Raw genomic sequence first — 21,023 nt, 5'->3', positions numbered from 1 at the left:
AAATGCCATGTTTATTGAACAAATAGAGATTATAGGCTTTAGAGGTATAAACCAATTATCATTACAACTTAATGCTAAAGCTAGTGTACTTATTGGTGAAAATCGTTGGGGGCGTTCAAGTTTAATCAGTGCCTTAAAACTGTTATCGCTGGATAATAAATTTTATCAATTTGTTGAAACCGATTTTTATCATGACCAGTTCCAAAATTATGGCAATAAAATCAGCATTAAAATCACTTATTGTGAAGCTAACCCCAATGAGCTCAGTAACCAAGCGTATCAACCATTATTAGCCGTAGCTTATCCGCTTGGAGCTGATAAATTACGCCGAATTAGTTATCAAATTACCGCTGCAAACCAGAATGGCAATATCATTACTCAGCATCAGTTAGTCGATGATCTTGGTAACGCTTGTGCCATTGAAAATCATAAATTGTTAATTGCCAATTTAATCAACCTAAATCCGGTAATGACACTTAAAAATTCGATTAATCCTGAAAATACACCCAACACCAATCAACCCTTATCCGAATACTATATCGAGCAGCTTTCCAATCAATTAAAAGAAAATTCAGCTCAGTTAAGCCAAAATGAACTGCACCGCGGATTGCAAGCAGCTCAAGCATTGTTAGAATATTACTTTGTTGATCATGAACACCGCTTTCACTACAAACAAATTGCCAAAAAAAATAGTCCTCGAAGTGAAGATTGGGATTCCTTAGAAAGGATTAATAATGTACTCGATAAACTCGATAATGATTATTTACGCACTGCTTTATTAGGTATTTTTGGCTCGATTGTTAGTGCCAAAGGTGATAATCCATTATCACAGAGTTCAGTGCCAATTTTAATTTTAGAAGAACCCGAAAGCCAGCTTCATCCGATTATCTTATCGGTCGGTTTTCGTTTGCTTAAACATTTTCCAACCCAAAAAATTATTACTTCAAATTCGAGTGATCTCGTCTCACTATTCCCATTAGACAGTATTTATCGTTTAATTCGATTGCAGGATCAAATCGTGGCCAAATATATTGCCCCGCACTCACTCAGTACTGGTGATAGCCGACGCATTTTGTTCCATGTACTTTATCGCCGACCACTGGCGCTGTTTGCCCGTTGTTGGCTATTGGTTGAAGGGGAAACGGAAGTATGGCTACTGCGCGAACTGGCTGAGCAAAGTGGTTACCACTTAAGTTCTGAAGGCATACAACTACTGGAGTTTGCCCAATGTGGTTTAAAACCGCTGATAAAATATGCCAATAAGATGGGGATTCATTGGTATGTGATTACCGATGGTGATATGGCTGGCAAAAAATATGCCGAAACCGTGCAAGCACTTTGCCCTGAAAATAATAATCCTGATAATTACTTAACCGTGTTACCAGCTCGTGACATTGAAAACTTTTTGTTTAAACATGGATTCAGCCATGTATATAAATTAGTGGCTTATAATACTGTGCAGCATATTGATATGTCAGTACCTAAAATTATTCAAAAAGCTATTCACAAAAGCTCAAAACCAGATTTGGCGATTGCGGTATGTGACGATGCTAAATCACGAGGCATAAACGCGATTCCGCGTTTACTAACAGACACTTTTGCCAAAATTGTTAAAATCTCCAAAGATTTGTATTAATGAAAGCGTGTTCATGAGTGATCGTAAAGCAATTAAATTAATAAAAAAATCAAACAACCACCTTTTGGTGGTTTTTTGATTGTCCAAATTAGCTAAATAACATACTATTACTTAAAATCATATATCAAAGGATATAGCATGAAGAAGATAGCATTAATTGGTTTAGTTAGCCTTGCTTTATATGGCTGTGGTAATGATAAAGTGACAAAAGAGTATCTCGTAGGTGATTGGGAGTGTAAGGGTATTCGTTTCAAATCAATTATGGAAGATGGTAAATTTTCTGATTATATGGATGATGGTAATATTGATTATAAATGGTCACTAAAATTAGTTAATAATCAATTGAATATGTTTAATACAAAATCTAACAAATGGGAAGATATAAATAAATTTATCGATACATATACAGGTGAAGTAGTTTTTGAAGATCTGGATGGAGCTAAAATGCAATTTAAGGGAACTGTAGAGAAGATTTCAGAGGATGAATTTAATATGGAATATGAAATGATCGTAAACCAAAATGATATCAAACATAATTATTTAGATATGAAGGTAAAAGCGAAAAAAACTTGCACTCGTATAAACTAGCTGTTGCCTGATTTATATACTAAAGTATAGGAATTTTTATAAAATCACCTTTTGGTGGTTTTTTATTGCTTCCCTTTAATTAATTTCTTACTATTACCTAAAAGCATATAAAAAGGAAATGGCATGAAAAAGGTTTTATTTTGTATATTGATGGTACCGTTTTTCGTTTTTGCTGATTATAAACTAAAAACCAAAGATAAATCAGCTGAAATAAAGATTAATGCAGCTGTAATGGCTACCACTTATTGCCATGAACGTCATACTTTGGGGAGATTTTTATTTGAGTTGAATAAAAAAGGAGATCCGAAAAATTTTATACCCAAAATTAGGGAGCAATTGGGTGATGAATTAACTGATTCTATTCTAAATTATGCGAAAAATGAAAAAAAACCTGTGAAACAAAATCAATTTTTAAATGAACGCTACGCGGAATGTGTAGATCAAACGATAGCTACAGTTACAAGCGAACTACAAAAATCAGAAAATTAAATTGTATATAGGATTAGTTGTATGTGAAAATTTTATTTTTTGAATTAATGGGGGCTTTAACTGGCTCTGGTGACGACAAAGGGTGTTTTATGGATGAAATTAATATGCATGAAGGATTAGATTATAAGATAAAGGAAGGGATACCAACAATCGGTAATATGCCAACGCAAAAAGTTGTTTCTATTAATGTCGTTGGAGATCCAAATACAGAAACTAGCAAACTTATGAAGCCGTTATATACAGCCGCATATGGAGTGAGGAAAATATACAAAGCAAACGGGAGTGTTTTTAAAGTAGATAAACTAAGAGGTCGTTGGCCACAGATTAACATGACAAAAAATAAAAGTGATTGGATCGGGACTTATGCACTACCGTTACCAAATGATGTTGCTAAGCTACCTGATAGCGATCAAGATATAAATAATTTAAGACTAGAAGAATGGGAATATGGAAAAGTTGCCTATATTCTGCATGTTGGATCTTATACAAATGAAGACAAAACAATAAAAATTTTATTGGACTATATCACTTCAAATGGAATGAAAATAATTAAAAATAGTCACGAGGAAATATATTTATCAGATCCGACAAAAACTGATAAAGACAAATTAAAGACAATTATTTTGTACCGTATTGACCCAGTGTAAATTTCATATTGGCTATTTATTTTTTATTGCATCACATAACAACCCGCCTAAGCGGGTTTTTTAGTACTCTTAAAAAATAATCACATGATATTAATAAAAACAATATGGGTATCCGCCGAATAATATCGGCGGCAATTGATGAAGATAACTATTTGGTGATTCGTTTATATTTAGCGCGTTTTGGCTCTAAGGCTTCGGCACCAAGCGTACGTTTTTTCCATTCTTCATATTCGGTGAAATTACCTTCAAAGAATTCAACATGCCCTTCATCTTGGTAATCTAAAATATGAGTCGCTATACGGTCAAGGAACCAGCGGTCATGTGAAATCACTAACGCACAGCCCGGAAACTCTAACAAGGCGTTTTCTAGTGCACGTAAGGTTTCAACATCTAAATCATTAGTTGGTTCGTCGAGTAACAATACGTTGCCACCAACTTGTAATAATTTAGCTAAATGCACCCGTCCACGTTCACCGCCAGACAGTTCACCCACACGTTTTTGTTGATCGACACCTTTAAAGTTAAAGCGTCCAACATAAGCTCGGCTTGGGATTTCAAAATTACCGATACGCATAATATCTTGACCATTGGAGATTTCGTCCCAAACAGTCTTGCTATCATCCATACTGTCACGGAACTGATCAACTGACGCTAATTGTACGGTATCACCTAAAATAATCGTGCCTGAATCGGGTTGCTCTTTACCGGATAACATTCTAAATAAGGTCGATTTACCGGCACCATTGGGACCAATAATCCCAACAATTGCGCCTTTGGGAATACTAAACGAAAGATTGTCAATCAGTACTCGGTCACCATAGGATTTAGTGAGGTTACTCACTTCAATCACTTTATCACCCAAACGTTGCCCTGGTGGAATAAACAGTTCGTTAGTTTCATTACGTTTTTGGTAATCGTTGCTATTTAACTCTTCAAAACGCGCTAAACGAGCTTTGCTCTTCGCTTGGCGACCTTTCGGATTTTGACGCACCCATTCGAGTTCTTTTTCAATCGATTTACGCCGTGCAGATTCGGTTGCCGCTTCTTGTGCTAAACGCTGATCTTTTTGCTCTAACCAAGATGAATAGTTACCTTCCCAAGGAATACCTTCACCACGGTCAAGTTCTAAAATCCAACCCGCGACATTATCTAAAAAGTAACGGTCATGGGTTACGGCGACAACGGTGCCTTCATAATCATGTAAAAAACGTTCCAACCATGCTACCGATTCTGCATCTAAATGGTTAGTCGGTTCATCGATCAATAACATATCTGGTTTTTCAAGCAATAATTGACAAATTGCTACACGACGGCGTTCACCACCAGAGAGTGTTTCAATTTTGGCATCCCAATCTGGTAAACGTAATGCATCCGCGGCCCGTTCCAGTTGATTGTCTAAGTTATGGGCATCTTGCGCTTGAATAATGGCTTCAAGTTCAGCTTGCTCTTTGGCTAACTTATCAAAATCAGCATCAGGATCGGCATAAGCAGCATAAACCTCATCTAAACGCGCAAGTGCTTGTTTTGCACCACCTACCGCTTGTTCAACCGCTTCACGCACAGTCTGTTTAGGATCAAGTTTAGGTTCTTGAGGTAAATAACCAATTTTAATATCAGGCTGTGGTCGAGCTTCACCTTCAATCTCAGTGTCCACACCTGCCATTATGCGTAATAAAGTGGATTTACCTGCACCATTTAAACCCAGCACCCCAATCTTGGCACCGGGGAAAAAACTCAAAGAAATATCTTTTAAAATATAGCGTTTAGGAGGAACAATCTTCCCAACTCTATTCATGGTATAAACATATTGCGCCATAAAAACCTTACTCGTTTTTTTGTTAACCAATAGCAAATCAGTAATGATTTGCTATATTTATTGATGGGCTATATTGTAGCGATTCTGAGAGATGGGTCTAGGGTTATTTGAAATAATATCACGATAATGTGATAACTAAGGGTTGCTTTAAAGAATAAATATGCGGATCATGCAGATTTGCCATATAAACTTATACAAAGTCAAAATCATTTAACCCATAAAGTAACAGTTTTATAAAGTGTGAAGATTAAGGTTAGCAACTAAACTTCTGAATATAACCTGAATGTTAAAACTATACTTAAAAAGGTTAATTGCTAACTATGGTTCGGTAATATTATAAAAAAGTAAAAATCTGTTCTTTAGGAAGGCGTGATTTTGGTCGGTGCGCATTACCATCATTTTCTGCTCGATAACCTAATGTCGCTACCACGATACTTTTTAGCCCCTTTTGTTTAAGACCTAAAATCTCATCCATTTTCGCTGAGTCATAACCTTCAACCGCAGTAGAATCAACACCAATTGCCGCAGCGGCAAACAATAATTGCCCTAATGCTATGTAGGCTTGTTTACTTTCCCAACAAAGTTGCGCTTCAGGCGTTGAACTATTGAGCTTGACAAAATAACGTCTACCTTCATCTTGGGCTTTTTTAAGATCTACCGAAGGTAAGCGACCATCTTTATCTTCCTGATTAAGGAGATTAACTAAATGGGCATCATCTAAAGAGGTTTTAACACAAAAGACGATAGTATGGGAAGAATCCGCAACTCGTGGGTGATTAAACTCAGCAATTGCCGGTAAGATCTTATTTTTGGCTGTTTCATTATCAATCACAAAAAAATGCCAAGGCTGTGAATTAACTGATGAGGGACTATTTCTTAACACGGTTAACAGTTGTTCGATTTTATCAGCTGGAATTTTTTTAGTTTTATCATAATGCTTGGTGGTATAACGTTGCTGTGAAATTTCGACAATATTCATGATTATGTCTCCGTTAATAGTAGATGTTCATTATAATTCGAAAAATGCATCACTCAACTTATTATTACAATAAGAAGCAATAATTAATATTTTAATAACATCTTAAAATAAGATTAACTCTATAAATACATTCAATTAAATATTACACAACAATACTTAGCTTTTAACTAAAATTGTTATCTATTAAAAAATTATTTGGTTAATTTTTAAAAATGTGACCGGTATCAAATAATTTAAAATTAAATTAATCAATAATAAGCACCTAAATTAAAGGTAATATTATTTTGAAAAGTTACTGGTAACAATGGGGTTGTATAACTATGGGAAAATTAAAAACAGCACTTGTAGGTTGTGGCAAAGTAGGACATTTTCATGCTAAGGCCTTTGTGAATTTAGCACAATCAAAATTCACGGCAGTATGTGATTATAACTTAGAACGAGCGCAAGATTTTGCAAAACAATATGGCGTTAAAGCTTACGATAATGTTGAACAAATGGTCGCGAACGAAGGGATTGAGATGTTAAGTGTTTGTACTCCTCACCCAATTCATGCATCCGTTGCAATAGCTGCCTCAAAAATGGGATGTCATGTGCTTATTGAAAAACCTTTAGCTTCTAACTTGGCTGATTGTAGGTCAATTTTAGCAGCTGCCAAAGAAGGAAATGCCAAAATAGGAACTGTTTGTCAACGTCGTTTTTATAGACCCTGCTTACGAATTAAAAAAGCAATTGATGAAGGTAAAATTGGACGTCCTATCATCGGAACAGTGACAATGCTTGGGTGGAGAGATAAAGCCTATTATGAAAGTGACCCTTGGCGTGGAACTTGGCAAGGTGAAGGTGGAGGCGTTTTAGTTAATCAAGCTCCACATCAACTCGATCTACTGTTGTGGTATATGGGTGAAGTTGAAGAAGTTTATGGGGTATGGCGTAATTTAAATCATCCTTATATTGAAGTTGAAGATACTGCTGTAGCTATTATCAAATTTAAAAATGGTGGTATTGGTAATGTATTAGTTAGTAATTCACAAAATCCAGCCTTATTTGGTAAGGTGCATGTTCATGGTGATAACGGTGCTTCTGTAGGTGTACAAACTGATGGTGGAGCAATGTTTATTGCCGGAGTTTCATCTATTACTGAACCACCATACAATGATTTATGGACCGTAACTGGAGAACAAGAACAGCTAGATATCTGGAAAAAAGAAGATTGTGATTTTTTTAACAGTGTTGATTCTATGTATTATTACCACCAATTACAAATTGAAGATTTTTTGAATTCAGTTATTCATAATACCCCTCCCCTCATCGATGGGAATGCCGGATTAAAAACAGTTGAACTTATTGAGGCAATTTATCGAAGTACTCATGACAATAAAGTTATCAAATTTCCATTAGATTAGGAGTTTATTGTGCAAATTGGATATAACCAAGCAAATGGAATGAATTGTTCGACTCTAGCCAATGATTTAATCCTATGCGAAAAATATGGTTTTGATTTTATTGAATTAAGATTAGATATGTTACATGATTATCTACAAGATCATAGCATTAATGAGTTAAAACAGTTTTTCCAACAAAGCAAAATTAAACCTCATGCATTAAATGCACTCTATACTATTGCTAATCTTTTTGATGGTAGCAATAGTGTTCAAGAACAGGAATTAATCAAAGAATTTCTTTGGGGGTGTGAGGTAGCCAAAGCAATTGGTTCAGAATATTTTATTATCGTCCCTCCTTTACAACGAAATCCTGATGGAGGTCCTTTTATAGGTTCTTGGCAAGATAATTTCAAAAATTGTGTAAGGATCTTAACTCATTTGTCTGACTTGGCTATGCCTCATGGTATTAAACTGTGTTTTGAATTAGTAGGATTTGACCGTAGTTCAGTTAGAACCGTTGAACAAGCATGGAATATTGTTAAAACAGTAAATAGGGATAATGTGGGCTTAGTTTTTGACTCATTTAACCTATATTTATATCACCGTTTAAATGACTTTTCAGTCATGCAACAAGTGCCAGTCAATAAAGTCTTCGCTGTACATATTAATAATGGTGACGACGCTCCGGATGAACAATTATCTCAATCTTTAAGACGCTTTTGTGACATGGGGGTAGTTAATCTAGGTAATTTCTTAACTACTTTAAAAGAAATGGGATATAACGGCATAGTTTCGATTGAAACTTTCAGACCTGAATATTGGGAAAAATCCCCTGAATGGGTTATTTCTCAAGCATATAAAACAACTAAACAAATTATGACTCAATATGAGTGTTTACCTGACAAGCATTAAATAAACTTAAACAAGGAAAAAAAATGAAAGCAACAAAATCTCGATATTTTGTATTAGTGTTGTTGTTTATTGTGACAGCAATTAACTACATGGATAGAGCAAATTTATCAGTAGCAGGCACTAGTATCCAAAGTGAATTTTCATTATCACCATCACAATTAGGGCTATTATTTTCAATGTTTACTTGGGCTTATGTTATAAGTCAGATACCTGTAGGTTATGTTCTTGATCGCATCGGAGTTCGTAAACTATATGGGTACGCTATTGTATTATGGAGTATTTTCACCCTATTAATGGGATTAGCCTCACATCATTTATTTACCACAGCCATAGCTTCATTTGTATTTTTATTGTTATGTCGTGCATTGATAGGTGTAGCTGAAGCACCTTCTTTTCCAGCTAATACTAAAATTATTTCTACATGGTTCCCTAGCCAAGAACGTGCAAGTGCTACCGCACTCTATGCTTGTGCTCAATATATTGGGCTTGCTGGTTTAACCCCTGTTCTTGCTTTTGTAGTTGCTAATTACGGTTGGGAAATGTCATTTTATGTATGTGGTATCGTTGGTATTATTTTTGGTATTTACTGGTTAATACGTTACAGAGACCCATTAGACAGTTCAAAAACCAATCAACTTGAAATTGAATACATCAAACAAGGTGGTGGACTTGGTCAAGGCAAAAAACAACAAGAAAAAGTTGAATGGAAAGAAATTAGCTATGTATTAAAACAACGTAATTTTTTAGGATTGTGTATTGCACAATTCGCATTAAATTCAACACTTTATTTCTTTTTAACTTGGTTTATTGTTTATTTAGAAAAAGGATTGCATTTATCTATTTCTAAAGCTGGTATTGGTGCAATGTTCCCTTATATTATGGCAATGATTGGACTTTTATGTAGTGGTTTTGTCAGTGATGCATTAATGAAAAAAGGTAAAAGTAGAACTTTTGCTCGTAAATTACCATCAATTTTAGGTCTTGGTTTTGCCGGAATTATGTGTTTAGCGAACTTCTTTGAAGATTATCCTGCGATTGCAATAGGGATACTATCTATCGCTTTCTTTGCTAATGCATTTGCTAATATTGGTTGGGTATTATTAAGCGATATTGTACCAGCAAAAGTTATGGGAACAGTTGGTGGATTTTTCAATATTGCTGGAAATTGTGCTGGTATTGTAACACCTATAATCATGGGTATTATTTTACAATATACCAATAGTTTCGCGTATGCCATGTGCTACATTTCAGCCATTTCGTTGATTGGAGCACTTTCACATATCTTTATTATTAAAAAATTAGAAACCATTAAACTTCCAGAAACAAATTAAATAACAATGAACTAATTTTTTAATAATTATTTAATGGAGATGGAGAGTTATTGATAATTTATGGTGATTTTATTCTCTTAGTGATTAGAGGGGATAAATCATCATAATAAACTTACTTCCCTCCATTGAAACTGGTTTAATAATTACCTTCTTGAATGATATTGGATTAATCAGTATTTATTCTTTAAATAATCATTGACACAACTAATATCATTTGGTAAAAATATCATCAAATTGTTTTATAATTATTCGAATCCGAGAATTTCATGTTGATTAAATTATTTACTCTCCGCCTCAGTCTTCTCCTCGCATCTTTTTGCGCGGATAGCTTGTATGTGGAGTAAAGTGATAATTTATAAAACAACTCGACAAATTAACAAGAACCCGCGCTAAAGTGCGGGTTTTTTGTTTTTGCTACATGAAATACCGTGAAAGCGCCAATATAAAAAGGAATAACAATGAGCGATCAAGTCATAATTTTTGACACCACGTTACGTGATGGCGAACAGGCATTGCAGGCAAGTTTGAGTGTCAAAGAAAAGTTACAAATAGCTTTAGCATTAGAAAGAATGCGCGTTGATGTTATGGAAGTCGGTTTTCCAATTTCTTCTCCGGGTGATTTTGAGTCAGTACAAACCATTGCCAAAACCGTAAAAGATAGTCGGGTTTGTGCGCTGTCCCGTTGTATCGATAAAGATATTGATGTTGCCGCTGAAGCATTAAAGGTTGCCGATCAATTCCGTATCCATACTTTTATGGCCACTTCTAATTTACATGTTAAAGATAAATTGAAAATGACATTTGAGGATGTGGTTGAGAGAGCAATTCATTGTGTTAAACGGGCGCGTAATTATACCGATGATGTTGAATTCTCTTGCGAAGATGCTGGTCGTACTCCAATCGATCATTTATGTCAAATAGTAGAAGCGGCAATCAAAGCTGGCGCTACCACAATCAATATTCCTGATACTGTCGGTTATACTGTTCCTTATCAATTTGGTGGTATTATCCGTACTTTATTTGAACGAGTGCCAAATATTGATAAAGCCATTATTTCGGTGCATTGTCATGATGACTTAGGAATGTCAGTAGCAAATTCAATTAGTGCCATCCAAGAAGGCGCAAGACAAGTTGAAGGCGCAATGAACGGATTGGGTGAACGCGCAGGCAATACTGCTTTAGAAGAAGTGATCATGGCCATCAAAGTCCGCCAAAATATTTTAAATGTCCACACCAATATTAATCATCAAGAAATTTACCGTACCAGCCAAATTGTTAGCCAAATTACCAATATGCCAATTCCAGCTAATAAAGCGGTTATTGGTAGTAATGCCTTTGCTCACTCATCGGGTATTCACCAAGATGGAGTATTAAAAAACCGCGAAACATACGAAATCATGACGCCAGAATCAATTGGCTTAAATCAAATTCAATTAAATTTAACTTCACGTTCTGGGCGAGCGGCGGTTAAACATCGTTTAGAAGAGTTAGGTTATCATGACAACGATTATAATTTAGATCAAGTGTATGAAGCATTTTTAGAATTAGCTGATAAAAAAGGGCAAGTGTTTGATTATGATTTAGAAGCGCTAATTTTTATCAATCAATTAAAAGATGAAAAAGATCACTATGTTTTAGATTATTTTAATGTGCAGTCGGGATCTACTGTGGTATCAACCGCCTCAGTGAGCTTATTAATTGGCGATCAAAAGTTCTCGGATGCCGCAACCGGCAACGGACCAGTTGATGCGGTTTATCAAGCCATAAATCGTATTACTGGTGAGCCAATCGCCATTGTAAAATATCAATTAGCGGCTAAAGGACAAGGTGAAAATGCTTTAGGACAAGTGGATATTGTTGCTGAATATAAAGGCCGTAAATTCCATGGTGTTGGCTTAGCCACAGATATTGTCCACTCATCGGCTCTAGCTTTGATTAATGTCTTAAATAATGTGTATAGAGCGAATTTGGTCTCTCAAGAAAAGCAAAAATTACATCATGAATAATAGTGTTGCATTAATTTAATAATACAATACTTAAAATAATTAAATTGTTAAGGAATGAATATGTCACAAAATTATCATATTGCAGTACTTCCCGGTGATGGCATCGGTCCTGAGGTGATGAAACAAGCCTATAAAGTACTGGAAGTTATCCGCCAAAAATATAATCTTGCTATCACCACCAGTGAATATGATGTCGGTGGGGCTGCTATAGATATTCATGGTTGCCCATTACCCAAAGAAACATTGGAAGGTTGTGAGAAAGCCGATGCTATTTTATTTGGTTCGGTCGGTGGCCCTAAATGGACTAATTTACCACCCGATCAACAACCAGAACGCGGTGCATTATTACCATTACGCAAACACTTTAAATTGTTTGCTAATATGCGCCCTGCCCGCTTATATCAAGGTTTAGAAGATCTGTGCCCATTACGTGCAGATATTGCCGCACGCGGATTTGACATTTTGTGTATGCGTGAATTAACCGGCGGCATTTATTTTGGTTTACCTAAAGGTCGTGAAGGTAGTGGTGCTCAAGAACGTGCTTTTGATACTGAAGTGTATTACCGTTTTGAAATCGAACGTATTGCCAAAATGGGATTTGAAGCCGCGCGTTTACGTCGCAAAAAAGTCACCTCAATTGATAAAGCTAACGTGTTACAAACTTCAATATTATGGCGTGAAGTAGTAACAGAAGTAGCAAAAAACTATCCAGATGTTACTCTTGAGCATATGTATATTGATAATGCCACCATGCAGTTAGTTAAAGATCCTTCGCAATTCGACGTTGTTTTATGTTCTAATCTATTTGGTGATATCCTATCTGATGAGTGTGCCATGATTACCGGTTCAATGGGCATGTTGCCATCGGCTAGTTTAAATGAGCAAGGGTTTGGTTTATATGAACCAGCTGGTGGTAGTGCGCCTGATATTGCCGGTAAAAATATAGCTAACCCTGCCGCACAGATTTTGTCATTAGCATTATTAGTGCGTTATAGTCTAAAGCGCGATGATATTGCCTCTGCAATTGAAACAGCGGTAAATAAAGCATTAGAAAAGGGTTATCGTACTATCGATCTTGCCCAAAATGGAAAATCAATTTCAACTGATGAAATGGGTGATATTATTTGTAAATTAATTTAGTAGTGTTGATAGTCTTGACCATTTAGTAAAAAAATAGAAAGGAACCTGCAATGTCAAAAACACTGTATCAAAAATTATATGATGCGCATGTCGTTTATGAAGCACCTAACGAAACGCCCATTTTATATATTGATCGCCATTTAGTTCATGAAGTGACGTCGCCACAAGCTTTTGATGGTTTGCGAGCCATGAATCGCCGAGTGCGTCAACCCAATAAAACATTTGCAACCATGGATCATAATACTTCAACTAAAAGTAATGATTTAAGCGCTTGTAGCGAAATGGCACGTATTCAATTAACTGAACTAGCTAAAAACGCGAAAGAATTTGGGGTGTCATTATATGGTTTACAAAGCCCATTACGAGGTATTGTTCATGTGGTTGGGCCAGAGCAAGGCATGACTTTACCAGGCATGACCATTGTCTGCGGTGATTCACATACCGCTACCCATGGTGCTTTTGGTGCTTTAGCGTTTGGTATCGGTACTTCTGAAGTTGAACATGTACTTGCGACCCAAACTTTGAAACAAGGCCGTGCCAAAACTATGAAAATTGAAGTCATAGGAGAAGTAGCAGACGGCATTACTGCTAAAGATATTATTTTGGCCATTATTGGCAAAACGACCAGTGCTGGTGGTACTGGATATGTGGTTGAATTTTGTGGTGAGGCAATTCGTTCATTATCAATGGAAGGCCGAATGACCCTATGCAATATGGCAATCGAAATGGGAGCTAAAGCGGGTATCATTGCACCTGACGAAGTCACCTTCGAATATTTAAAAGATCGTCAATTTTCACCAAAAGGTAAAGATTTTGAAGATGCAGTAGCCTACTGGAAGACTTTGAAAACTGATGAAGGAGCCCATTTTGATGCAGTAGTTACTTTGCAAGGTAAAGATATTGCCCCACAAGTAACTTGGGGTACCAATCCAGGGCAAGTAACTGCAATTGATTCTGCTGTACCAAATCCTAATGATTTTACTGATATAATTCAACAACATTCTGCCGAACGTGCATTAACTTATATGGGGTTGAGTGCTGGTACCAAAATGACTGATATTAAAATCAATAAGGTATTTATAGGTTCTTGTACTAACTCAAGAATTGAAGATTTACGTGCTGCGGCTAGAGTAGCTAAAGGGCGTAAAGTAGCCGAAGGTGTACAAGCTTTAGTTGTTCCTGGATCAGGGCCAGTAAGATTACAAGCTGAAGCGGAAGGTTTAGATAAAATTTTTACTGATGCAGGTTTTGAATGGCGATTGCCGGGCTGCTCTATGTGTTTGGCTATGAATGATGATAAATTGGCACCAGGCGATCGCTGTGCATCAACTAGTAACCGAAATTTTGAAGGTCGGCAAGGTCGTGATGCCAGAACCCATTTAGTGAGTCCTGCCATGGCTGCCGCGGCGGCTATTACTGGTCATTTTACTGATATTCGCAAACCATTTTAAGGAGACAAGTCATGGCTAAATTTACAAAACACACCGGATTAGTCGTTCCTTTAGATGCGGCTAATGTTGATACCGATGCCATTATTCCTAAACAATTTTTGCAAAAAGTCACACGGACTGGTTTTGGTAAGCATGCGTTTCATGAATGGCGTTTTCTGGATGATGCAGGTGAAAAACCTAATCCTGAATTTGTGCTAAATAAACCTCGTTATAAAGGGGCTAGCATTTTATTAGCGCGTGAAAATTTTGGTTGTGGTTCATCACGTGAACATGCACCTTGGGCTTTAACTGATTATGGTTTTAAAACCATTATTGGTTCCAGCTTCGCCGATATTTTTTATAATAATTCTTTCAATAATCAATTGTTATTAGTTAACTTATCGGAAGAAGATGTGGATGAGCTTTTTAAGATAGTTGAAGCTAATGAAGGCATCGAATTTACTATTGATCTGGAAAATGAAGTCGTTATTGCCGGAGATAAGCAATATTCATTTAAAATTGATTCGTTCAAACGTCATTGTTTATTGAATGGTTTAGATAATATTGGGTTAACCTTACAGCATGAAGATGCCATTAGTGCTTTTGAACAGAAAATTCCCAAGTTTTTAGCTTAATTTTAATTTAGGGTGCTTAACTGCACCCAACCACAGGATATATGAATGACCTCACATCACGATAATGTTAAACAGCAATTTGGTGAACAAGCTAATGCTTATTTAACCAGTAAAGTCCACGCGCAAGGCCCCGATCTGGAATATTTATCCAAGTTACTAGCCGATTATCCTAATGCTGAGTTATTGGATATGGGGTGTGGTGCTGGACACGTTAGTTTTATTGCTGCTAACTATGTTAAAAGTGTCACTGCCTATGACCTTGCTGATGAAATGTTGTCAGTTGTTGCCAAAACAGCTCAAGAACGCGGATTACTAAATATAAACACTAAGCAAGGTTATGCTGAACAGCAGCCTTTTGCTGATAATCAATTTGATATTGTTGCTAGCCGTTATTCTGCTCATCATTGGCATGATGTTGGGCAAAGTTTACGCGAACTACATCGAGTCTGCAAAACAAACGGCAAATTAATTATTATGGATGTGGTTTCACCGGGGCATCCCGTTTTAGATATTTGGTTACAAACTGTTGAAGCATTAAGAGATACTTCACATGTGCGTGATTATACTCCGGGAGAATGGTTGACCTTTTTAAGCGAAGCGGGTTTTACTATCGATAATCTGGAACGTCACCGATTAACTCTCTCTTTCGATACCTGGGTTAAACGCATGCGAACACCAGATGTTTTAGTCGAAGCAATTAAGGCGTATCAACTAACAGCCGCAAAAGATACTAAAACCTATTTTGAATTACAGCCAGATGGTTCTTTTACCACTGATATGATGATTATTGAAACACGGAAAGTAGTCTAATCATATTGATGATATTGCAACTCAATAAGACTCTCTTATTGCTACAGTTGTTTTCGTTGGTTAGACGGTGGTATGGCTAATGCTTCCCGGTATTTAGCAACGGTTCTACGAGCAATTATAATACCTTGATCTTCAAGCATTGATACAAGTTTACTATCGCTTAATGGTTTTTTGCTATCTTCAGCTGCAATGTATTTTTTAATCAAAGCACGAATAGCAGTAGATGAGGCTTCACCACCAGAATCAGTATTAACATGGCTGGAAAAGAAGAATTTTAATTCAAATATGCCACTAGGGCATTGTAAATATTTTTGCGTAGTTACTCGGGAAATGGTTGATTCATGCATTTCAATTGCACTAGCCACATCAGACAAGATCATGGGTTTCATCTGTTCAGTGCCATATTCAAAAAAGTCTTGTTGATGTTCAACAATAAATTGGCTTACCTTAAGTAAGGTTTCATTACGATTTTCAATACTTCTAATAAACCAATTTGCATCCTGCAAATGTGAACGAATATATTGGCTATCACTTTCATTAGCTAACTTTTCCATAGCGGCATATTGCTGATTAATGCGTAAGTTGGGCACGGTATCACTATTTAATTCAACCACCCATTTACCCTCTTTTTTTTTCACTAATACATCAGGAATAACATAATCGGGAGGTGTGGTATTGACTGAATCACCCGGGTAAGGCTGCAAATTTTGGATAAAATCAATCGACTCCTTAAGCTGTTCGTCATTGGTATTTAATAATTTTTTTAATGTTCTGTAATCACGATTAGCTAATAAGTCTAAGTAGTTATCAATAATTTGTTTAACTAATGCGGGAGGATTTAAATGCTGAATCTGAATAGATAAACACTCTTGTAAGGTTCTGGCACCAACACCAATTGGATCAAAATGCCAAATCCGTTTTAAAACGGTTTCAACTTCCTCTAATTCAATTTCATCATTACCTTGCTCTTCAAGTATTTCTTCAGTAGAAACCGTCAAATAACCTCGTTCATCGATTGCTTGGATAATCGATATTGCAATAGCTCTATCAGTATCACTAAATGGAGTTAAATCAAGTTGCCATTTTAAATAATCAAATAAGGTTTCGTGAGTTTCACCTTGATAAATAGGTAATTCATCATTGCGATAATCCGAATTAGTCCCTGACGGCGTACCGGCGGTGTAAATATCATCTAATGAAGCATCTAATGGAATATCATCCGGGATTTCTTGGCTATCGAGAGCTTCACGTGTATCCACATTTTCATTTTCTTCAATTTGCTCAATATTAATTTCATCATATTGTTCAGCAACTTCAAGTAATGGATTGTCTTCGAGTGCAGTTTGAATTTCTTGTTGCAATTCCATCGTTGACAACTGTAACAATCGAATCGCCTGCTGTAATTGCGGCGTCATCGATAGTTGTTGAGAAACATTCAGTTGTAAACTTGGTTTTATCATAGTCTGAATTCATTACCTAGGTATACGCGTTTTACATATTCATTACTTAAGATACTATTTGGCGTACCTTCCGCAATCAAGTGACCTTTATTAACAATATAAGCTCGTTCACAAACGTCCAATGTTTCCCGCACATTATGGTCAGTAATTAATACGCCTAATCCACGATCACGCAGATGTTTAATAATATTTTTAATATCAATAACGGAAATCGGGTCAACACCAGCAAACGGTTCATCCAGTAAAATAAATTTAGGATTAGCCGCTAATGCGCGAGCAATTTCAACTCTACGCCTTTCACCACCAGATAAAGACTGACCAATATTGTCACGGATGTGGGTAATGTGGAACTCTTCAAGTAACTCTTCAGCACGATCGAGCTTCTCATTTTTATCAATATCATTGCGTGTTTCAAGGATGGCCATAATATTATCAATGACTGAGAGTTTCCTGAAAATAGAAGCTTCTTGGGGTAAATACCCAATGCCTTTTTTAGCCCGCTCATGTAATGGTAAAATACTAATATCATGATCATCCAGATATATTTTACCTGCATTTAGGGTAACAATCCCCACAACCATATAAAAAGTTGTAGTTTTACCGGCACCATTAGGCCCTAATAAACCAACAATTTCACCAGAATTGACAGTTAAACTAACATCTTCAACCACTCGGCGTTTTTTATATACTTTGGCTAAATTTTCCGCTTTTAAAATTGACATATTATTTGTTCATCTCTTTAACTTGACTTGGGATGATGGTACTTTTTACTCGTCCATTTTTGCCTGGTTGTGCAACAATTTGTTGTTTATTGACATCATAGGTTATTTGTTCACTACTAATGTGGTTATCTTGCTGAAATAACTCTGCTTTCCCAAGTAAAATAACATTATTTTGTTTCACATTATAAATAACTTGTAGTGAATGGCCGGTAACAACTTTGTTTTTTTCTGGTAATATTTGTTTAAAATTAACCGGTTTGCCATAGGCGGTAATTTTTTGTTTAGCCGTATCTTGAATTTCTGTAATTACTACTTTATCCGCATTAATAGTTAATCCTTCTTGCACTATATGCACATTACCTGTAAAAGTAATAATATTTTTATCAATATCAATTTGTTGATTATCTGCATCAACAGTAATAGGTTTATCATTAACTAATGTATTAGATGATTTTACTTGTTCAGCTGCCGGTTCAGTTATAGGTTCATCTGCAGCACAAACAAACGATATAGATAACAATAAAATTAGTGGGGAAAAAACCTGCTTAAGTAAACTCATGTTTTATTTAGCCTCTGTATTATAATATGTTTTGATATTTTCAAGTATATTAGCAGTTTTTGCCCGCATATCACTCGCTAAACCCACTCCCGTTGAATAAAAGCCTGTACCTTTAATCATGACTGGATCTTTTGAGGTTACGTACTGCGTAGTTAAATCCACTACGGCATTATCTGTCTTAACTTGTTGCAATTGGGCATTAGGCGTCAAATTGTCTAGTTGCACATCTTGATAAAGGTAGATAATTTTATTATCAGTTAATGTCGCTCTTTTTGCTTGAATATGCCATGTAGCTGCATTTTCTTTATCATAAAAGGTAAAGTTAGGTAAATCAAATTCTGTATTATTAGAATCATCAAAATGTCTAACATTGTTTGATTCAATTTTATATAACATTTCACCTGATAAATCATAGACATCAGTTATCATATCATCACTTTGATAAACTGGACTATCAGATAAATTTGCAGTAGGTTGCATTGTAGGATCATTATCAGCTTGCCGATAGCTATAATAAGCTGCAATCGCAACGACGAGAAGTAAGATACAGATTAAATTTTTTTTATTCATAGCATAAGTTAATCATACCAGCACAGTAAAGTAAGTTAAATAAGGTAAAACGTTAACAGAGACAGCCCAATATCACATAATATTTTACTGTATTTTTTATAAAATTAATATCTGACATTGAAAGAAGTTAAATCCATTTGTACAGATGACTGATCAATATTGATATTACTTATACGTGCCGAAACAGGTCCTCCTTGCTCTAGCCATTGGATCAATTTGGATATTTGTACATTATCACCTTGAGCTACTACTTCGACATCACCATTATCTAAATTTTTAACATATCCGACTAAACCAAGCTTTTGAGCTTGCTGATGAGTAAAAAAACGAAATCCTACGCCTTGAACTCGCCCACTAACACGAATTTTAATTTGTTTTATCATACCGTAATCCAACTCTTATCTATTTTTAGGTATCTATCATAAAATGATATAGTTGTTGATATTTTAGATAGACCAATAAATAATATTTATGCTAATTTTAACTCGATTTTATAATTTATTTGAATTAATGAATTAAATATTAGTTAATATCTATGGAAAAAGTATGTTATTAAAATATAAAAAAAGTTTATTACTTCTTTTAGTTTTATTTGTGGGTGGTTGTTTTTCCTTTTATCAACTTGCTTATCCCAATCTTTTTGTTGATAAAAATAAAATAGGTAAAGTTATTGATCAATTTAATGGCGTTAATGTGTACTATAATGGCAGTACGGGTAATGTTAGTGGCCGCAATATCACCCCTGATGGCTATAATTTAGGCCAAAAATATCAATGCGTTGAATTTGTAAAGCGTTATTATTATGAGCGTTTTAATCATAAAATGCCTGATAGTTATGGGCATGCAAAAGATTTTTTTGATGCATCCATTGCCGATGGACAAATCAATCCCAAACGTAATTTGCTACAATTTACCAATGGTTCGTCAACCAAACCCCAAGTTGAAGATATTATTGTGCTTGGTTGGTCTAGATATGGTCACGTAGCCATTATCAGTAAAGTTAGTGATAACGAAATTGAAATCGTTCAACAAAATCCCGGCGCTAATGTAAATAGTCGAGCAACCTACTCGCTAAGTTTTAACAATGGTTTATGGAAAATTGACAACTATCGTGTTTTAGGCTATTTACGTAAAATTTGATTATATACAATCTAATCAACAAACCACTCTGTTTTTTGTTGTGAAACGATCTTTATCGTGTCCAGTATCGTCGATAAATGTTCATGTTGAGCTTTTGCTGCTAGTTCTGGATCATGATTTTTGAGGGCAATAAAAATATTTTCATGTTGTTTGACTAATTCATCCGGTGGCGAAATATGTTCTAACGAAAGGAATCTTACTCGATCCATCATTGCTTTAATATTTTCAACAGTTTCCCATGCCATTTGGCAATCAATCACATTTATTAAAATCTGATGAAATTCATCATCTTTTTCAAGAAAAAGTTGAAAATCCTTACGTTTGTTTGCTTCTTTTTGTTCATCAAGATTTTTTTGTAATAATAAGATATCCGATTGTTTAATTTCAATGGCTACTCGCTTTATAATGGCGCATTCAACAGCTTCGCGAATAAACTGGCCATCTATAACTTTTTTTACCGAAATTTTAGTTACAAATGTACCTCTTTGAGGAAGAATTTGCACTAATCCGGCTTCTGCTAGCTTAATAAAAGCTTCCCGAACAGGTTGCCTTGATACGCTAAATTGACCAGAAATTTCTTTTTCAGATAATAAAATACCAGGCAATATCTGACAGGTAATAATTGCTTTTCTTAATGTTCGATAGATTTGTTGATTAACGGGTTCAGAAATATTTAATTCAATAGATTTAAACATATACCATTCTTTTGTAACAAATTAAATTAAAGAGAATAGTAGGTGATTTTTAAAGATAAGAAAAGTTATTTTAGTA

General features: G+C 35.5%; 21 protein-coding genes. 13 read left to right on the top strand and 8 right to left on the bottom strand.

Going from position 1 to position 21,023, the window contains the following annotated elements; all coding sequences use genetic code 11:
* Positions 1-7: 7 nt before the first annotated feature.
* The 4 genes from A9G12_RS05585 to A9G12_RS05570 all read left to right on the top strand — a co-directional run bounded on the left by A9G12_RS05585 (position 8) and on the right by A9G12_RS05570 (position 3,360).
* Complete coding sequence (locus tag A9G12_RS05585) at positions 8-1,636, top strand: DUF2813 domain-containing protein (RefSeq protein ID WP_065564876.1); 1,629 nt, start codon at positions 8-10, stop codon at positions 1,634-1,636.
* 138 nt (positions 1,637-1,774) lie between these two features.
* Positions 1,775-2,224: a hypothetical protein gene (locus tag A9G12_RS05580; RefSeq protein ID WP_065564875.1), complete on the top strand. Its 450-nt coding sequence runs from the start codon at positions 1,775-1,777 to the stop codon at positions 2,222-2,224.
* Between the two features lie 123 nt (positions 2,225-2,347).
* On the top strand, positions 2,348-2,713 hold the full coding sequence (locus A9G12_RS05575) for a hypothetical protein (RefSeq protein ID WP_065564874.1): 366 nt from the start codon (positions 2,348-2,350) through the stop codon (positions 2,711-2,713).
* Between the two features lie 23 nt (positions 2,714-2,736).
* Positions 2,737-3,360 carry a GyrI-like domain-containing protein gene (locus A9G12_RS05570; protein WP_065564873.1) on the top strand — a complete coding sequence of 208 codons (624 nt, stop codon included), beginning with the start codon at positions 2,737-2,739 and terminating at the stop codon, positions 3,358-3,360.
* 148 nt (positions 3,361-3,508) lie between these two features.
* Here A9G12_RS05570 and ettA read toward each other — a convergent pair whose 3' ends face one another.
* Both ettA and nfsB read right to left on the bottom strand, forming a co-directional pair.
* Positions 3,509-5,176, bottom strand: a complete 1,668-nt coding sequence (gene ettA / locus A9G12_RS05565; RefSeq protein WP_065564872.1) for an energy-dependent translational throttle protein EttA — start codon at positions 5,174-5,176, stop codon at positions 3,509-3,511.
* A gap of 334 nt (positions 5,177-5,510) precedes the next feature.
* On the bottom strand, positions 5,511-6,155 hold the full coding sequence (nfsB, locus tag A9G12_RS05560; RefSeq protein ID WP_065564871.1) for an oxygen-insensitive NAD(P)H nitroreductase: 645 nt from the start codon (positions 6,153-6,155) through the stop codon (positions 5,511-5,513).
* 320 nt (positions 6,156-6,475) lie between these two features.
* On the opposite strand from nfsB, the gene A9G12_RS05555 reads away from it, so the two are divergent.
* The 8 genes from A9G12_RS05555 to A9G12_RS05520 all read left to right on the top strand — a co-directional run bounded on the left by A9G12_RS05555 (position 6,476) and on the right by A9G12_RS05520 (position 15,801).
* Positions 6,476-7,558: a Gfo/Idh/MocA family protein gene (locus A9G12_RS05555; protein WP_065564870.1), complete on the top strand. Its 1,083-nt coding sequence runs from the start codon at positions 6,476-6,478 to the stop codon at positions 7,556-7,558.
* A gap of 9 nt (positions 7,559-7,567) precedes the next feature.
* Positions 7,568-8,449: a sugar phosphate isomerase/epimerase family protein gene (locus A9G12_RS05550; RefSeq protein ID WP_065564869.1), complete on the top strand. Its 882-nt coding sequence runs from the start codon at positions 7,568-7,570 to the stop codon at positions 8,447-8,449.
* A 23-nt stretch (positions 8,450-8,472) separates the two neighbouring features.
* Positions 8,473-9,780, top strand: a complete 1,308-nt coding sequence (locus A9G12_RS05545; protein WP_065564868.1) for an MFS transporter — start codon at positions 8,473-8,475, stop codon at positions 9,778-9,780.
* Between the two features lie 458 nt (positions 9,781-10,238).
* A complete protein-coding gene (gene leuA / locus A9G12_RS05540) occupies positions 10,239-11,786 on the top strand; it encodes a 2-isopropylmalate synthase (protein ID WP_065564867.1) in 1,548 nt (515 codons plus the stop codon).
* Positions 11,787-11,846: 60 nt separating this feature from the next.
* On the top strand, positions 11,847-12,926 hold the full coding sequence (leuB, locus tag A9G12_RS05535; RefSeq protein ID WP_065564866.1) for a 3-isopropylmalate dehydrogenase: 1,080 nt from the start codon (positions 11,847-11,849) through the stop codon (positions 12,924-12,926).
* 50 nt (positions 12,927-12,976) lie between these two features.
* Positions 12,977-14,377 carry a 3-isopropylmalate dehydratase large subunit gene (gene leuC, locus A9G12_RS05530; RefSeq protein WP_065564865.1) on the top strand — a complete coding sequence of 467 codons (1,401 nt, stop codon included), beginning with the start codon at positions 12,977-12,979 and terminating at the stop codon, positions 14,375-14,377.
* Between the two features lie 11 nt (positions 14,378-14,388).
* Positions 14,389-14,991 (top strand): 3-isopropylmalate dehydratase small subunit, encoded by a 603-nt coding sequence (gene leuD / locus A9G12_RS05525; protein ID WP_065556569.1) that lies wholly within the window; start codon positions 14,389-14,391, stop codon positions 14,989-14,991.
* Positions 14,992-15,036: 45 nt separating this feature from the next.
* Positions 15,037-15,801, top strand: a complete 765-nt coding sequence (locus tag A9G12_RS05520; protein ID WP_065564864.1) for a class I SAM-dependent methyltransferase — start codon at positions 15,037-15,039, stop codon at positions 15,799-15,801.
* A 41-nt stretch (positions 15,802-15,842) separates the two neighbouring features.
* On the opposite strand, the gene A9G12_RS05515 is transcribed toward A9G12_RS05520, so the two are convergent.
* From A9G12_RS05515 to yccX, 5 genes are all read right to left on the bottom strand, one after another.
* A complete protein-coding gene (locus tag A9G12_RS05515; protein ID WP_065565010.1) occupies positions 15,843-17,258 on the bottom strand; it encodes an RNA polymerase factor sigma-54 in 1,416 nt (471 codons plus the stop codon).
* Complete coding sequence (gene lptB / locus A9G12_RS05510) at positions 17,258-17,983, bottom strand: LPS export ABC transporter ATP-binding protein (RefSeq protein WP_065556567.1); 726 nt, start codon at positions 17,981-17,983, stop codon at positions 17,258-17,260. The genes A9G12_RS05515 and lptB overlap by 1 nt, the downstream gene beginning before the upstream one ends.
* A gap of 1 nt (position 17,984) precedes the next feature.
* On the bottom strand, positions 17,985-18,542 hold the full coding sequence (lptA, locus tag A9G12_RS05505; RefSeq protein WP_081299672.1) for a lipopolysaccharide transport periplasmic protein LptA: 558 nt from the start codon (positions 18,540-18,542) through the stop codon (positions 17,985-17,987).
* Positions 18,543-18,545: 3 nt separating this feature from the next.
* Positions 18,546-19,112 (bottom strand): LPS export ABC transporter periplasmic protein LptC, encoded by a 567-nt coding sequence (lptC, locus tag A9G12_RS05500; RefSeq protein ID WP_065564863.1) that lies wholly within the window; start codon positions 19,110-19,112, stop codon positions 18,546-18,548.
* 104 nt (positions 19,113-19,216) lie between these two features.
* Positions 19,217-19,495, bottom strand: a complete 279-nt coding sequence (gene yccX, locus A9G12_RS05495; RefSeq protein ID WP_065564862.1) for an acylphosphatase — start codon at positions 19,493-19,495, stop codon at positions 19,217-19,219.
* 163 nt (positions 19,496-19,658) lie between these two features.
* Between yccX and A9G12_RS05490 the strand changes: the two genes are divergently transcribed.
* The gene (locus A9G12_RS05490) at positions 19,659-20,252 is read left to right on the top strand and encodes a CHAP domain-containing protein (RefSeq protein ID WP_065564861.1); all 594 of its coding nucleotides are present in this window, start codon (positions 19,659-19,661) and stop codon (positions 20,250-20,252) included.
* A gap of 11 nt (positions 20,253-20,263) precedes the next feature.
* Here A9G12_RS05490 and A9G12_RS05485 read toward each other — a convergent pair whose 3' ends face one another.
* Positions 20,264-20,947, bottom strand: coding sequence for a GntR family transcriptional regulator (locus A9G12_RS05485; RefSeq protein WP_065564860.1), 684 nt, complete (start codon positions 20,945-20,947; stop codon positions 20,264-20,266).
* Positions 20,948-21,023: the final 76 nt, after the last annotated feature.

Origin of the sequence: Gilliamella sp. wkB112, from assembly GCF_001690685.1 — a bacterium.
GTDB classification, from domain to species: domain Bacteria; phylum Pseudomonadota; class Gammaproteobacteria; order Enterobacterales; family Orbaceae; genus Gilliamella; species Gilliamella apicola_J.
This window is presented reverse-complemented; position numbering and strand designations above follow the sequence as displayed.